The sequence below is a fragment of the Faecalibacterium sp. I4-1-79 genome (assembly GCF_023347235.1).
Lineage (GTDB): Bacteria > Bacillota > Clostridia > Oscillospirales > Ruminococcaceae > Faecalibacterium > Faecalibacterium tardum.
In genome coordinates this window covers 470,358-485,666 of the sequence record NZ_CP094467.1, presented here as the reverse complement: position 1 = coordinate 485,666, position 15,309 = coordinate 470,358, and the positions used below count along the sequence as shown (strand labels likewise).

The window sequence follows — 15,309 nt, the reverse complement described above, 5'->3', positions numbered from 1 at the left end:
ACCGGCTTCTGCCCCAATTTTTCGGGTCATTCGTCATTTTTGTGCAATGTATACAAGCTATTATGCCAAACATTGTGCTTGTTGAGCATTACCAAAGACAGGCTGTTCGTTTATACTAGTATCATAAGCGCGTATGGGGGTATTGCGCCCACAGGAGCAAACCCGACGCACCGAGAGAGTTCAAATATAAAAGGAGAAATGCGTTATGAATCCCATCGTAGAAAAGGTCTATCAGATCGGCATTATCCCTGTTATCGCTTTCAACAGCGTTGATGAGGCCCTGCCCCTGTGCAAGGCTCTGTCTGAGGGCGGTCTGCCCGCAGCTGAGGTCACCTTCCGCACTGCCTGTGCTGAAGAGTGCATCCGCAAGATCCACGAGGAGATGCCCGAGATGCTGCTGGGCGCCGGCACCGTTCTGACCTGCGAGCAGGCCGACCGTGCTATGGCTGCCGGTGCTTCCTTTATCGTTGCTCCCGGCTTCGACCCCGAGGTCTGCAAGCACGTCATCGCCAAGGGCGGCATCATGATGCCCGGCACCTGCTCCGCAGGCGAGATGCAGCAGGCCATGAACATGGGCTGCGAGGCCCTGAAGTTCTTCCCCGCTGAGGCAAACGGCGGCGTGGGCATGCTGAAGAACATCGGCGCTGCCCTGAAGGGTGCTCGCTGGATGTGCACCGGCGGCGTCAACGCCAAGAACGTCAACGATTATCTGGGCTACGACCAGATCTTTGCCGTGGGCGGCACCTGGATGTGCAAGAGCGATGTGATCAAGGCCGGTGACTGGGCAAAGATCACCGCACAGAGCAAGGAAGCTGTTGACACCATGCTGGGCCTGAAGCTGCTGCATGTCGGCATCAACACCGACAACGAGGAGGAGGCCATGAAGGTGGCTAACCTGATCGGCGCTATGCTGAACATGAAGGTCGCTCCCGGCAACTCCAGCATCTTTGTCGGCAACAAGGAGTTCGAGATCATGAAGAAGCCCGGCCGCGGCACCAATGGCCACATCGCCATCGGCTGCAACAACGTGGACCGCGCCATCTACCACCTGTCTCAGCGTGGCGTGAAGTTCGATCTGGACAGCAAGAACGTGAAGAACGGCAAGACCGTTGCCTGCTACATGGCAGACGAGATCGCCGGCTTTGCCTTCCATCTGGTGCAGGCATAAGCGCCTGTCCCCTTTTACCCGTAAAAGCCCCGCCGCAGCGGGTATGCCCTGCGGCGGGATGAATGAAACACCTGATATAAAGGAGAATAACCAATGAAAGTCGTTACTTTTGGCGAACTGATGGTCCGTCTGCAGCCCTTCAACTACGAGCGTTTTGTTCAGGCTAACAGCCTGGAGTTCAGCTTCGGCGGCGGCGAGGCTAACGTTGCTGTTTCTCTGGCCAACTACGGTCTGGACGCAGCCTTCGTCACCAAGCTCCCCGCACACGCCATCGGTCAGGCCGCTGTCAACAGCCTGCGCCGCTACGGCGTTGATACCAGCATGATCACCCGCGGTGGTGACCGTGTGGGCATCTACTACAACGAGAAGGGCGCTTCTCAGCGTGGTTCCGTCTGCATCTACGACCGTGCCAACAGCGCTATCCAGCTGGCTCAGCCCTCCGACTTTGATTGGGATAAGATCTTCGAGGGCGTGGATTGGTTCCACTTCACCGGCATCACCCCGGCTCTGGGCGAGAACGTTGTCGAGATCTGCCGCGAGGCCTGCAAGGCTGCTAAGGCTCACGGCGTGAAGATCAGCTGCGACCTGAACTACCGCGGCAAGCTGTGGACCCGTGAGCAGGCCCGCGCTGCCATGACTGATCTGTGCCAGTACGTTGACGTCTGCATCTCCAACGAGGAGGATGCAAAGGACGTGTTCGGCATCGAGGCCGAGGCTACCGATATCTACGGCGGCAAGCTGAACGCCGAGGGCTACAAGAGCGTTGCCAAGCAGCTGGCTGACAAGTTCCACTTCGAGAAGGTCGCTATCACCCTGCGTGAGAGCCACAGCGCATTCGACAACGGCTGGAGCGCTATGCTGTACGATGTTGCTTCCAACGAGTACTGCTTCTCCAAGAAGTACGACCTGCACATCATCGACCGCGTTGGCGGCGGCGACTCCTTCGGCGGCGGCCTGATCTACAGCCTGCTGACCGGCAAGAGCACTCAGGAGGCTGTCGAGTTCGCAGTTGCAGCTTCCGCTCTGAAGCACTCCATCGAGGGCGACTACAACATGATGACCGTGTCCGAGGTCGAGAAGCTGGCCGGCGGCGATGGTTCCGGCCGTATCCAGCGCTAATTGCAGGAGGGAGTCCGCTATGGATATCCGTTATTCCTGTAACCAGAAGGATTTCAAGCGTTATACCACCGAGGAAATGCGGGACGAGATGCTGATCACCGGCCTGTACAAGGCAGATGAAGTGGTGGCCGTTTACAGCCATGTGGACCGTATGGTCACGCTGGGCTGTATGCCGGTACACGAGACCGTGTCTATCGACAAGGGCATCGACATCTGGGCCAACTTTGGCACCCACTATTTTCTGGAGCGCCGCGAGATCGGCATGTTCAACATCGGTAAGGATTCCACCGGTATCGTGGTGGCCGACGGCGTAAAGTACGAGCTGGGCTATAAGGACTGCCTGTACATTACGCAGGGCACCAAGGAAGTCACCTTTGCTTCTGCCGACCCGGAGCATCCCGCCAAGTTCTACATGGTCTCTGCTCCGGCACACTGCGCTTACCAGACCCGTCTGATCAAGATGGCTGACGCAAACCACCGCCCGCTGGGCAGCGTGGATACCTGCAACAAGCGCACCATCAACCAGTTCATCCACCCGGATGTGCTCAAGACCTGCCAGCTGAGCATGGGTATGACCGAGCTGGCACCGGGTTCCAACTGGAACACGATGCCCAGCCACACCCACGAGCGGCGCATGGAGATCTATACCTACTTTGAACTGCCCGAGGGGCAGGTGGTGTTCCATATGTGCGGCGAGCCTACCCAGACCCGCCACATCGTGATGCACAACGAGGATGCTGTCATCAGTCCCTCCTGGAGCATTCACAGCGGCGTAGGCACCTCGAACTATACGTTTATCTGGGCAATGGGCGGCGAGAACATGGAGTTTGACGACATGGACAACATCGCTACCACTGACCTGCGCTAAAAAGCACCAATCAAACGCCCCGTACCGGGTTGCCGGTACGGGGCGTTTTGCTAAAAAATTAACTTGGATACTGTAAAAAAGGAGAACATCATGGATCTGTCTGCATTCAACCTGCAGGGCAAGGTAGCCCTGATCACCGGCGGTGCCCACGGCATCGGTTTTTCCATTGCAGAGGGCATGGCCAAGTGCGGCGCCGTCATCTGCTTCAACTGCTCCTCTGAGGCCAGCTTAGAAAAGGGCATGGCTGCCTACAAGGCTGCCGGCATCGACGCCCACGGCTATGTGGCAGACGTTTCCGACGAGGACGCCGTAAACGCCATGGTGGCAAAGATCAAGGCCGAGGTCGGCTCTGTGGACATTCTGGTAAACAACGCCGGTCTGATGAAGCGCATGCCCATGATCGAGATGAGCCACGCCGACTTTATGCGGGTGATCGACGTCCATGTGGGCGGTGCTTTCAACTGCTCCAAGGCCGTGCTGCCCGACATGATGGAAAAGCGCGAGGGCAAGATCATCAACATCTGCTCCATGATGAGCGAGCTGGGCCGCGAGACCGTCTCTGCCTACGCCGCCGCCAAGGGCGCCCTGAAGATGCTGACCAAGAACATCGCCTCTGAGTACGGCGAGTACAACATCCAGTGCAACGGCATGGGCCCCGGCTACATTGCCACCGCCCAGACCGCGCCCCTGCGCGAGATCCAGCCCGATGGCAGCCGTCATCCCTTTGACAGCTTCATCGTTGCCAAGACCCCCGCAGGCCGCTGGGGTGACCCGGAGGACATGGTTGGCCCCTGCGTGTTCCTTGCCAGCCACGCATCCGACTTTGTGAACGGCCAGATCCTCTACGCCGACGGCGGCATTCTGGCTTATATTGGCCGCCAGCCTAAGTAAATCCTGAAAAAAAAATCCCCCCGACGCTGCTCGCCGGGGGGATTTTTTATGGGCAAATTAGACGATTTAAAATGCGCTCCGCTTCGCTCTGCGCATAAATAGATGAATTACGATTTATATTTCGCGTTTGGAGCGCTCCAAACGCATTTTCACGGGAGGGGTGGAACGAACTCCCTCAGTCAAAACCTACCGGTTTTGACAGCTCCCTCGGGGAGGGAGCCTTTGGCATGACGGGAAAGTTTCCGGCTCAACCGCAAAGTTTGTGGACGTGCTTGCTCCCCCTCGGGGGAGCTGTCGCGCAGCGACTGAGGGGCTATGAATGGAGAAGCGAAAAAAGCGTTAAAGCGCTAGCGCCGACTGGCGCAGCGCTAGCTTTTTTGTGCTTCGACTTCTTCTTTAGGATTGTTAAGGGCGTGTAGCCCTTGACCTGTTGCGGGGTGGGTGGAGTCCAGAGGTAGGGAGGGGGGAGTCGGAACACCCCTCCCTGCCTCTGGCCCAGCGGAGCGTCTTTGCGCGCTGAATACAATCAGAAAATTCCCCTGCGGAGCGCGACAAACGCATTTTCACAGGAGGGGTCGAAAAACCGGCTGCCGCACGTTTTGTGTGCAGCAGCCGGTCCGTGTTTTATTTAGAGGTCATTCTGCCAAAGTGGCCTTTTTCCTCTTCGTCCTTTTTGGTGTCAGGCTTTTCTGCGGGGGTCAAACGCACCTCGGTCACGCGGCGCTTGGCGGTGCGGGTGACTACGCCGTCGTAGCTGCCCAGCGTAAAGCGGTCGCCCACCTTAGGCAGACGGCAGGTCTTTTCCTGCACCAGACCGTTCACCGTGTTGGAGTCGATGTCCTCGTCCTCCGGCAGACCCAGCCGCTCGTACAGGTCGTCCACGCCGGCGCTGCCCAATACGATCCAGCTGCCGTCCGACTGCTTGCGGAAGTCCTCGGTCACCTCGTCGTGTTCATCCCAGATCTCACCTACCAGCTCCTCCAGAATGTCCTCCAGCGTGATGATGCCCTCGGTGCCGCCGTACTCGTCCACCACCACAGCCATGTGATGGTGCTGCTCGCGCAGGGTGCGCAGCAGCTGGGAGATCTGGGTGGAGCCGGTGGTGTAGAGGGTGGGCTTGACCAGATCCTCCAGCTTGGTCTCCTTTTTCAGGCGTGCCATGTAGAAGTCCTTTTCATGTACCACGCCAATGATGTTATCAATGGTGTCGTGGTACACCGGCAGACGGGAGTAGCCGGACTCCGCAAAGGTCTGTGCCACCTCTTCCAGCGGCAGATCGTCCTCCACTGCAATCACATCCACGCGGGGGGTCAGGATCTCTTCCACCTCCACGTCATCAAACTCGATGGCGCTGCGGATCAGCTCGCTTTCCCGGTCGGTCAGCTCGCCGTCATTCTCGGCTTCGCTGACCATGGTCATCAGCTCGCCCTCGGTGATGGTGTCCTCCTCAGTGCTGTGGACAAAGTGCCCCAAAAAGCGCTTCCACTGACTGAACAGCCATGTCAGCGGGGTAAACACCAGCATCAGCAGGCTGAGCGCCGGCGCAACTGCGGTGGCTACCGTTTCCGGCATCTCCTTGGCAAGGCTCTTGGGGGTCACCTCGCCAAAAATCAGCACCACCACGGTCAGCACCATGGTGGACACCGTAGCGCCCCGCTCTGCACCCAGCATCTTGGTGAAAATGATGGTGCCGATGGAAGCTGCGGCAATGTTTACGATATTGTTGCCGATGAGGATGGTGGAAAGCAGCTTATCGTATTTTTCAGCCATTGCCAGCACCCGGGCGGCAGAGGTATCGCCGTCCTCGGCGCGACTTTTCAGGCGGATCTGATTCAGGGAAGAAAATGCGGTCTCGGAGGCGGAGAAAAAGGCAGAGAGTGCCACCAATACTACCAGCGCTACCCAGAGCGTCATACTGCCATCGTCCATAAAAAGGGAAATCACACTCAACTTTCTGTTTTAAATTTAGTTTTATTTACCCACTGTGTTCCCGTTGTGCTTCAACAGTGCCACGCGGGCTTTTCCGTATACAAAAATGTGCTTTCCATCGTTGCCGTTTCCGCGATGAAAAGCACATCAATGTTACTTTTTATAATAGCATATTCTGCACACGGGTGCAAGCTTTTGGCCTGTTATCCGCGTACAAAAGCTGTAAAATTTAGCGTAAAACCAGTGCACTGCCGTCATAATCCACCGTCAGGGTGTCGCCCTCGGCATAACTGCCCTTGATGATGGCCTTGGCGATCAGGGTCTCTACGCGGCTCTGGATGAAGCGCTTGATGGGACGTGCACCATAAACGCTGTCGTAGGCAGAATCAATGATGAAGTCCTTGGCGGCGGTGGTGACCTCCAGCTTGAGGTGCTTGCCCTCCTCCATACGGTTGCGCAGATCCTGCAATTGCAGATCCACGATCTTGCGCATCTCGTCCTTGGTCAGGCTCTTATAGTAGACGATCTCATCCAGACGGTTCAGGAATTCAGGACGGAACTTGCTCTTGAGCAGCAGGTCGATCTGGTGCTTTGCATCCTCGCTCAGCTCGTTGGAGCCCTGCGCACGGCGCTGCTCCAGATCGTTCAGGATGATGTCACTGCCCAGATTGGAGGTCAGAATGATGACCGTGTTCTTGAAGTCCACGGTACGGCCCTGACTATCCGTGATGCGGCCATCGTCCAGCACCTGCAGCAGGATGTTGAACACATCGGGGTGGGCTTTTTCCACCTCATCAAACAGCACCACGCTGTAAGGTTTGCGGCGCACAGCCTCGGTCAGCTGGCCACCCTCTTCATAACCGACATATCCCGGAGGCGCGCCGATCAGACGGCTGACGCTGAACTTCTCCATATATTCGGTCATATCGATACGCACCATGTTGCGCTCGTCGTCAAACAGTGCCTGTGCCAATGCCTTAGCCAGCTCGGTCTTGCCCACGCCGGTAGGGCCAAGGAACAGGAAGCTGCCGATGGGGCGGTTGGGGTTGGCAATACCGGCGCGGCTGCGCAGAATGGCTTCGCTTACCTTGGTCACAGCCTCGTCCTGACCGATGACCCGCTGGTGCAGCACATCGTCCAGATGCAGCAGCTTCTCGCGCTCACCCTCCACCAGCTTCTCCACCGGGATGCCGGTCCAGCGTGCCACGATGCGGGCGATCTCCTCGTCGGTCACGCGGTCACGCAGCAGGCTGTCCTCCTTCTTGGCGGCAGCAACCTTTTCCTCTTCGGCCAGCTGCTTTTGCAGCTGGGGCAGTTTGCCGTACTTCAGCTCGGCGGCCTTGTTCAGGTCGTACTCGCGCTGGGCTTTCTCGATGGCGGCATTGGTCTGCTCGATCTGCTCGCGCAGGGTCTGCACCTTGCCAATGGCGTTCTTCTCATTCTCCCACTTTGCCTTCATGCTGCGGAACTTATCCTGCAACTCGGCAAGCTCCTTTTCCAGATCCTTCAAGCGGCTCTGGCTCAGGGCGTCAGTCTCCTTTTTCAGGCTCACCTGCTCGATCTGCAGCTGGGTGATGCGGTGTGCCAGATCGTCCATCTCGCTGGGCATACTGTCCATCTCGGTCTTGATCATGGCGCAGGCTTCATCCACAAGGTCGATGGCCTTATCCGGCAGGAAGCGGTCGGTGATATAGCGGTCGGAAAGAGTAGCAGCGGCGATCAGGGCGTTATCGTTGATCTTTACGCCGTGGAACACCTCATACCGTTCCTTCAAGCCGCGCAGAATGGAGATGGTATCCTCCACGGTAGGCTCATCCACCTGCACCGGCTGGAACCGGCGCTCCAGCGCGGGGTCTTTTTCGATATACTGGCGGTACTCGTCCAGCGTGGTCGCGCCGATGCAGTGCAGTTCGCCCCGGGCCAGCATGGGCTTGAGCAGGTTGCCTGCGTCCATGGCGCCGTCGGTCTTGCCGGCACCCACGATGGTGTGCAGCTCATCGATGAAGAGGATGATCTTGCCCTCGCTCTTCTTCACCTCGTTCAGCACGCTCTTCAGACGTTCCTCGAACTCGCCGCGGTACTTTGCACCGGCCACCAGAGCGCCCATGTCCAGGCTGAACACGGTGCGGTTCTTCAGGTTTTCGGGCACATCGCCGCGCACGATGCGCTGCGCCAGACCCTCGGCAATGGCAGTTTTACCAACGCCGGGCTCGCCGATCAGGCAGGGGTTGTTTTTGGTCTTACGGGACAGGATACGGATCACATTGCGGATCTCCTGATCGCGGCCAATGACGGGATCCAGCTTCTGCTTGCGGGCAAGCTCTACCAGATCCTGACCGTACTTCTGCAGTGCGTTGTAGGTGTCCTCCGGGTTATCGGTGGTCACCCGCTGGTTGCCGCGCACGGCGGTAAGCTGCTGCAAAAAGGCGTCCTTTTTCAGGTTGAAGGCGCGGAACAACTCGCTGGTGGTCTGGTCCTGCTCGTCCAGCAGGCCAAGGAACAGGTGCTCCACGCTGATGAAGTCGTCCTTCATGGCCTTGGCTTCGCGGGCGGCGGCGCTGAGCACCTTATCAGTTGCCTGCGAGATATAGACCTTATCAGGGTCACGGCCGGAACCGGACACCCGGGGCAGCGCGGACAGCTTTTCCGCCACGGCGGCGGCAAAGCTGCCGGGGTCAACGTTCAGCTTTTGCAGCAGCTGAGGGATCAGGCCGTTCTCCTGCGCAGCCAGTGCGTGCAGCAGGTGGGCAGGTTCCAGCGCGTTGTGCTGGTACTCCACAGCCAGCTGCTGGGCTGCCTGCAAAGCCTCAAGGGTCTTTTGGGTATATTGATTGGTATTCATAAAGTCAAGCCTCCATTCATACCGGAAGGTTTATTTTAGCGGACGGATAAGTTCTTTGCTAACAGCTCCGCGCCCGGCGGTGGCAGAGCCGTGAGTTGATTATATCAATGTTCTTTTTCATGGTTTTGCACACCTCCTGCGGGGCAGTTCATTTTGTTTTTAGCACTCTATCTGCTCGACTGCTAAAAATATACTCCTGTCCACCCACTTTGTCAATAGGGTTCACAAAAAGTTTGCAGAATAGACGCAAAACCATGCTTTTTATTTTAGGGTGTATCTGAACCTCCCATGAAAACAAAATTCAGCCAAGCCCGCAGGCTTGGCTGAATTTCAAATCAAAAGTATTTTCCGCTGAAAAAACGTTCCGCTTACAGCAGCGGGATGCCGGCCTTAGCGCAGGCTTCGCGGGTGGCCTTGTCCCACACGCTGGCCTGTACCTCGCCAATGTGGACGCTGCCCAGCAGCAGCATGCACAGACGGCTCTGGCCGATGCCGCCGCCGATGGTATAGGGCAGCTCACCAGCCAGCACTGCCTTGTGGAAAGGCAGGGTGCGGCGGTCGTCGCAGCCCGCCATGGTCAGCTGCCTGTCCATGCTTTCCGGGCTGACGCGGATGCCCATGCTGCTCAGCTCGTAGCTGCACTGCAGCGGGTCATTCCAGAACAGCAGGTCGCCGTTCAGATCCCAGTCGTCATAGTCCGGGGCGCGGCCGTCATGGGGCTTGCCGCTGCGCAGGGGTGCACCGATCTTCATCAGGAAGGTGGTGCCGTTCTCCTTGACAAAGGCATTCTCCCGCTCCTTCGGGGTCAGATCGGGGTACTTATCCTCCAGCTCCTGTGAGGTGACAAAGGTCACGTTGGGGGTGTGCAGGGGCAGATCCTGCAGCTGGGGGAACATGGCGTGCAAGTTCATCTCGGTGGCGCACACCGCAGACACGATGCAGCGCACCACGTTTTTCAGGTAGGTCTCGTTGCGGTCCTCCACCGTGATGATCTTTTCCCAGTCCCACTGGTCCACATAGACCGAGTGGAGGTTATCCAGCTCCTCGTCCCGGCGGATAGCGTTCATGTCGCAGTACAGACCCTTGCCCACGCGGAAATCGTAGTCCTTCAGCGCCTGCCGCTTCCACTTTGCCAGCGACTGCACCACCTGTGCCTCGGTGCCGCTGTCCTTGATGTCAAAGGTCACCTTGCGCTCCACGCCGTTCAGGTCGTCGTTCAGGCCGGTGGAAGCCTCCAGAAACAGCGGTGCGGACACGCGGTACAGGTTCAGCGTAGCGCACAGGGTATCGGCAAACAGCCGCTTCACCGTGCCGATGGCGCGCTGGGTATCGTACAGGTTCAGCGCGGGTTTGTAGTTTGCCGGGATGATGATCTTGCTCATAACGTTTACCCCTCATTCTGTGTGGTTTGCGCCCCGCTTTCCCGAGCCGGGGCGTGGCTTTTGCAAAGCCGGAATACTGCACCCATTATGGCACAATTTTTTACGAAAGTAAAGTGATAGCAGGAAAAAGCAGTTCCGAAACACCCATGGGCGTTTCGGAACTGCAAATCAAACTATTTTCCGTTTACCCGCCCAGATAGGCGCTGCGGACGCGCTCGTTGGTCAGCAGCTCGGCACCGGTGCCGTCCATGACTATGCGGCCGGTCTCCAGCACATAGGCGCGGTCGGCCACCGAAAGCGCCATCTGCGCGTTCTGCTCCACCAGCAGGATGGTCATGCCCTCCTTGTGGATGTCGCGGATGATGTCAAAGATCTCCTGCACCAGCAACGGCGAAAGACCCATAGAAGGCTCGTCCAGCATCAGCATGGAGGCGTTGCTCATGAGCGCACGCCCCATGGCCAGCATCTGCTGCTCACCGCCGGACATGGTGCCCGCCAGCTGCTTGCGGCGCTCCTTCAGGCGGGGGAACAGGGTGAACACCTTTTCCTTGTTGGCGGCGATGGTGGAAGCGGGCTGGGTGTAGGCGCCCATATCAAGGTTCTCGTCCACCGTCATGTGCAAAAACACATGGCGTCCCTCCGGCACCTGTGCAAGGCCGCTTTCCACGATCTTGTGGGCGCGCACGCCCTTGATGCTCTTGCCCTTGTACAGCACATCGCCGGTGCGGGGCTTCAAAAGGCCGGAAATGGTTTTCAGGGTGGTGGATTTGCCCGCGCCGTTGGCACCGATCAGGGTGACGATCTCGCCCGCGTTGACGGTGAAAGAGATATCCTTTACGGCGTGGATGTTGCCGTAGTAGACGTTGATGCCGTCCACCTTCAGTAATGTATCAGCCATGGCTCAGCCCTCCTTTTTGCCCAGATAGGCCTCGATGACCTGCGGGTTATCGCGGATCTCGTCCGGGGTGCCCTTGGCGATGATGCGGCCAAAGTTCAGCACCGCAATGCCCTCGCAGATGCCCATGACAAGGCTCATGTCGTGCTCGATGAGCAGCACGGCAATGTTGAACTTGTCGCGGATGCGGCGGATGGTCTCGGTCAGCTCCGCTGTCTCGGAGGGGTTCATACCGGCGGCAGGCTCGTCCAGCAGCAGAAGCTTCGGGCCGGTAGCCAGTGCGCGCATGATCTCCAAACGGCGCTGTGCGCCGTAGGGCAGGCTGCCGGCCTGCGCGTTGGCAAGGTCTGCCATGTGGAAGATGTCCAGCAGCTCCAGCGCACGCTCGGTGCACTTTTTTTCCTCTTTCCAGTAGTTCGGCATCCGCAGCAGGGAGGAAGCCAGATTATACTTCATGGACTCGTGCAGACCCACCTTGATGTTGTCGATGACGCTCAGCTCCTTGAACAAGCGGATGTTCTGGAAGGTGCGCGCCACGCCCATGCGGTTGACCTGATAGGTCTTTTTCCCGGCGGTGGGCATCCCATCGATCAGGATGGAGCCGCGGGTGGGCTGGTAGACGTTGGTGAGCAGGTTGAACACCGTAGTCTTACCGGCGCCGTTGGGGCCGATCAGACCGGTGATCTCGTTGCGGCCGATCATCAGGTTGAAGCCATCCACTGCGGTCAGACCGCCGAAGTCGATACCCAGCTCACGCACGTCCAGAATGGGCTTTTTGTCCTTGTCGCGGTCGGTCAGAAAACCGCCGGAGGGCACACTGTGCAGTCTGGTCTTGAACTCACTCATGGTCAGCGGCCTCCTTTTCGGTATGTTTGCGGAACAGTTCGCCATTCATGGCCTTTTCCACGATGCGGCTCAGGGAGAAATCGTAGCTGCCCAGCAGTCCGCCCGGGCGGAAGATCATCATCAGCACCAGCACCAGCGAGTAGACCACCATGCGGTAGCTGTCAAAGCTGCGGGTGGCCTCGGGCAGGATGGTCAGCACGGTAGCGGACAGGATGGAGCCCAGCATGGAGCCCATGCCGCCCAGCACCACCATGACCAGAATTTCGATGGACTTCATAAAGCCGAAGGTAGAGGGGTCCAGCACGCCCAGATAGCAGGCGTACAGGCCGCCCGCCAAGCCTGCAAAGGCGGCGGAGAAGGCAAAGGCCATCACCTTATAATAGGTAGTCTGGATGCCGCAGCTTTCGGCGGCGATCTCGTTGTCGCGGATGGCCAGCACGGCACGGCCGTGGCGGCTCTTCATCATGGCGTGGATGAGGAAGCAGGTGATGACCACGCACAGGAACACATTCCAGTAGTTGGAGTACTTGGGGATATTTTTCAGGCCCTTTGCGCCGTAGAACAGCTTGAAGCCCAGCACATCATCAATGTTGTTCAAGGTGATGCGGATGATCTCGCCAAAGCCCAGCGTCAGGATGGCCAGATAGTCACCGGTCAGGCGCAGGGCGGGGATGCCGATGAGCACACCGAACAGCCCGGCCATGATCCATGCCAGCACCAGACCGATAACAAAGGCAACGCCCTTGGGCAGGTTGGAATACTTCGTAAACAGCGCGCAGGTGTAGGCACCTACGGCCATAAAACCGGCGTGACCCAGCGGCAGCTGCCCCAGATAACCGGTGGCAACGTTCAGCGAGACAGCCAGAATGATATTGATGCCCACGGTCAGCAGCACCTTGTTCTGGTAGGTGGACAGCACATTCTGGGTGAGGAAGGAAAGCCCCACGAACAGCAGCGCCACCAGCACGGCGTTCATCAGGTAGCGCACGGGCATTTTGATGGTTTTACGGTTGGTTTTCATCGTTATGCCCCCTTACACCTTTTCCTGCACCTTGCGGCCAAGGAAGCCCGTGGGCTTGACCAGCAGCACGATGATCAGAATTGCAAACGTAACAGCGTCCTTCCAAGCGGAAAGGCCGATGGCGGAAACAAAGCACTCGCACAGACCGATGGCAATGCCGCCGATCATGGCACCCGGAATGGAACCGATGCCGCCCAGCACGGCGGCAACGAAGGCTTTCAGACCCAGCATGGAGCCCATGGTGGGGGTAGCCTGCGGGTAGGAGCAGCAGTACAGCACGCTGCCGATGCCCGCCAGCGCCGAGCCCACGGCAAAGGTAAAGGAGATGGTGCTGTTGACGTTGATGCCCATCAGGCGGGCAGCATCCATATCCTCCGAAACAGCGCGCATGGCCTTGCCAAGCTTCGTCTTTTGCACCAGAAAGGTGAGCACCAGCATGGACAGCACGGTGACCACCAGCGTGATGATCGAAGTAAGACCCAGCGGCACCTTGCCCAGATGGAAGGTCTGGTTGGTGTAGTAGGCGGGGATCACCTTTGCACCCGAGCCGAGGATCAGCTCTGCCGTGTACTCCAGAAAGAAGGAGACACCAATGGCGGTGATCAGCAGCGAGATACGGGGTGCGCTGCGCAGGGGGGTGTAGGCGATCTTTTCGATCACCACGCCCAGCAGCGTACAGGTGATGATGGTGGCGCACACAGCGGTGACCGGGCCAAGACCCAGCTGGTTCATGACGAACCACGACATGTATGCGCCCACCATGATGACATCGCCGTGGGCAAAGTTCAGCAGCAGGATAATGCCGTATACCATGCTGTAGCCCAGTGCGATCAGTGCATAGATGCTGCCAAGGGACAAGCCGTTGATCAGCTGGCTAAAGAACACTGTCATGGTTGGATACTTCCTTTCTTTGCGGCGTTTACACTTTTTGATATAAAAAACGGAGAACGCCTGACCAGAAAAAAGCTGTTCCGGCGTTCTCCAGAAAATCATGGGGTTTGCTCTGTGCGGGCGGCTCCATCACCGGTGGATGGAACGGCGCAGATCAGAACATTTCCTTCAGCACGGGGGTTGCGCCGTCGAAGCACAGGATAGCGGTCTGCTTGACGGGGTTGTGGTGCTCGTCGAAGGTAAAGGTGCCGGTGATGCCCTCGATGGTGCCGCCGGCAATGGCGTCGATGACGGCCTGCTTGTACTCGTCAGAGCCAGCCTCGAGACCCTGCTCCTCAGCTGCCTTGATGCCGTACACAACGGTCATGGCTGCATCGTAGCCCAGAGGTGCAAAGCCGTTGGGGTACTCCTCGCCGTACTCAGCCTTGTAGGCGTTCTCGAAGTCGGGGTTGGAGCCCTTTGCGTAGTTTGCGCAGAAGTAAGCATCCTTCAGCTGGTCGGCGGTAGCGTAGCCCTCCAGACCATCCCAGCCGTCGCCGCCCAGGAAGGGAACGTTCAGGCCAACGCTCTCGGCCTGCGCAAGGATCTGACCCACGTCCTGATAGTAGTTGGGGCAGAACACCACCTCGGGACCCTTGCCCAGAATGGTGGTCAGCTGGGTCTTGAAGTCCACATCGCCCTCGGAGTAGCTCTCCTGATCGACGACGGTGCCGCCCAGACTCTCGAACTCGGTCACGAAATTCTCGGCCAGACCCTCGTTGTAGTCAGCGCCCTTCAGGAAGATAACGGCTGCCTTGGTGTAGCCCAGCTTCTTGTAAGCGTAGTCAGCCATCTTGATGCCCTGGAACGGGTCGGTGAAGGTTGCACGGAACACGTTGGCGTTCACGGTGTCGGTCTCGGCATCGTAGGTGACAGCCTCGGCAGTAGCGGAAGCGGTGACCATGGGCATATTGTAATCGGCGCTCTCAGCGGCGACAGCCAGCGTCGGGGTGGTGGTAACATCGCCCACCAGAGCAGTGATGCCCTGATCGCACATCTTGGTAAAGCAGGTCACGGCCTGCGTAGCATCGCCCTGCTCGTCCATGGTGATGATCTCCAGCTGCTTGCCGTTGACACCGCCATCGGCATTGACCTGCTTCATGTACAGGCTTGCGCCGTTGATAACAGCCAGACCGTAAACGGAAACATCGCCGGTCATGGGGCCCAGAACACCCACCTTGATGGTGCTGCCGGAGGCAGCAGCGGAACCGGCGGTAGAACCGGCAGCAGAAGAAGCGGCCGTGCTTGCGGAAGAACCGCCGCAGGCAGTCAGAGCGCTTGCTGCGGCAACAACACCGGCAGCAGCCATGAACTGACGACGAGTGATCATCTTTTTCATAAAAATCTCCTCCTTCGGAGTGTTCTATAAAGTAAATTGATAAAAACGGAAGCAAGGCCCTTCCCCTCTAAAGTGGCCT

General features: G+C 58.2%; 12 protein-coding genes. 4 read left to right on the top strand and 8 right to left on the bottom strand.

The genetic code is table 11. From position 1 onward, the window contains the following. The first annotated feature begins 205 nt into the window (after positions 1 to 205). From eda to MTP36_RS02315, 4 genes are all read left to right on the top strand, one after another. Complete coding sequence (gene eda / locus MTP36_RS02330; RefSeq protein ID WP_055185509.1) at positions 206 to 1,168, top strand: bifunctional 4-hydroxy-2-oxoglutarate aldolase/2-dehydro-3-deoxy-phosphogluconate aldolase; 963 nt, start codon at positions 206 to 208, stop codon at positions 1,166 to 1,168. Positions 1,169 to 1,261: 93 nt separating this feature from the next. Further along, positions 1,262 to 2,287, top strand: a complete 1,026-nt coding sequence (locus MTP36_RS02325) for a sugar kinase (RefSeq protein WP_055185510.1) — start codon at positions 1,262 to 1,264, stop codon at positions 2,285 to 2,287. Between the two features lie 19 nt (positions 2,288 to 2,306). Beyond that, on the top strand, positions 2,307 to 3,155 hold the full coding sequence (gene kduI, locus MTP36_RS02320; RefSeq protein WP_005921078.1) for a 5-dehydro-4-deoxy-D-glucuronate isomerase: 849 nt from the start codon (positions 2,307 to 2,309) through the stop codon (positions 3,153 to 3,155). 90 nt (positions 3,156 to 3,245) lie between these two features. Further along, a complete protein-coding gene (locus MTP36_RS02315) occupies positions 3,246 to 4,046 on the top strand; it encodes a gluconate 5-dehydrogenase (RefSeq protein WP_249254387.1) in 801 nt (266 codons plus the stop codon). Positions 4,047 to 4,670: 624 nt separating this feature from the next. Here MTP36_RS02315 and MTP36_RS02310 read toward each other — a convergent pair. The 8 genes from MTP36_RS02310 to MTP36_RS02275 all read right to left on the bottom strand — a co-directional run bounded on the left by MTP36_RS02310 (position 4,671) and on the right by MTP36_RS02275 (position 15,230). After that, positions 4,671 to 5,975 carry an HlyC/CorC family transporter gene (locus tag MTP36_RS02310; RefSeq protein ID WP_249253174.1) on the bottom strand — a complete coding sequence of 435 codons (1,305 nt, stop codon included), beginning with the start codon at positions 5,973 to 5,975 and terminating at the stop codon, positions 4,671 to 4,673. Positions 5,976 to 6,204: 229 nt separating this feature from the next. Then, positions 6,205 to 8,817: an ATP-dependent chaperone ClpB gene (gene clpB / locus MTP36_RS02305; protein WP_249253172.1), complete on the bottom strand. Its 2,613-nt coding sequence runs from the start codon at positions 8,815 to 8,817 to the stop codon at positions 6,205 to 6,207. Between the two features lie 368 nt (positions 8,818 to 9,185). After that, positions 9,186 to 10,199 carry an aspartate--ammonia ligase gene (gene asnA, locus MTP36_RS02300; protein WP_118657881.1) on the bottom strand — a complete coding sequence of 338 codons (1,014 nt, stop codon included), beginning with the start codon at positions 10,197 to 10,199 and terminating at the stop codon, positions 9,186 to 9,188. A gap of 184 nt (positions 10,200 to 10,383) precedes the next feature. Further along, a complete protein-coding gene (locus tag MTP36_RS02295) occupies positions 10,384 to 11,097 on the bottom strand; it encodes an ABC transporter ATP-binding protein (protein WP_055185514.1) in 714 nt (237 codons plus the stop codon). A gap of 3 nt (positions 11,098 to 11,100) precedes the next feature. Continuing rightward, positions 11,101 to 11,940 carry an ABC transporter ATP-binding protein gene (locus tag MTP36_RS02290; protein WP_249253171.1) on the bottom strand — a complete coding sequence of 280 codons (840 nt, stop codon included), beginning with the start codon at positions 11,938 to 11,940 and terminating at the stop codon, positions 11,101 to 11,103. Beyond that, positions 11,933 to 12,961, bottom strand: coding sequence for a branched-chain amino acid ABC transporter permease (locus MTP36_RS02285; protein ID WP_097778470.1), 1,029 nt, complete (start codon positions 12,959 to 12,961; stop codon positions 11,933 to 11,935). The genes MTP36_RS02290 and MTP36_RS02285 overlap by 8 nt, the downstream gene beginning before the upstream one ends. A 12-nt stretch (positions 12,962 to 12,973) precedes the next feature. Further along, positions 12,974 to 13,852: a branched-chain amino acid ABC transporter permease gene (locus tag MTP36_RS02280; protein WP_055185517.1), complete on the bottom strand. Its 879-nt coding sequence runs from the start codon at positions 13,850 to 13,852 to the stop codon at positions 12,974 to 12,976. 154 nt (positions 13,853 to 14,006) lie between these two features. Then, positions 14,007 to 15,230 (bottom strand): ABC transporter substrate-binding protein, encoded by a 1,224-nt coding sequence (locus MTP36_RS02275; RefSeq protein WP_055185518.1) that lies wholly within the window; start codon positions 15,228 to 15,230, stop codon positions 14,007 to 14,009. Positions 15,231 to 15,309 lie beyond the last annotated feature (79 nt).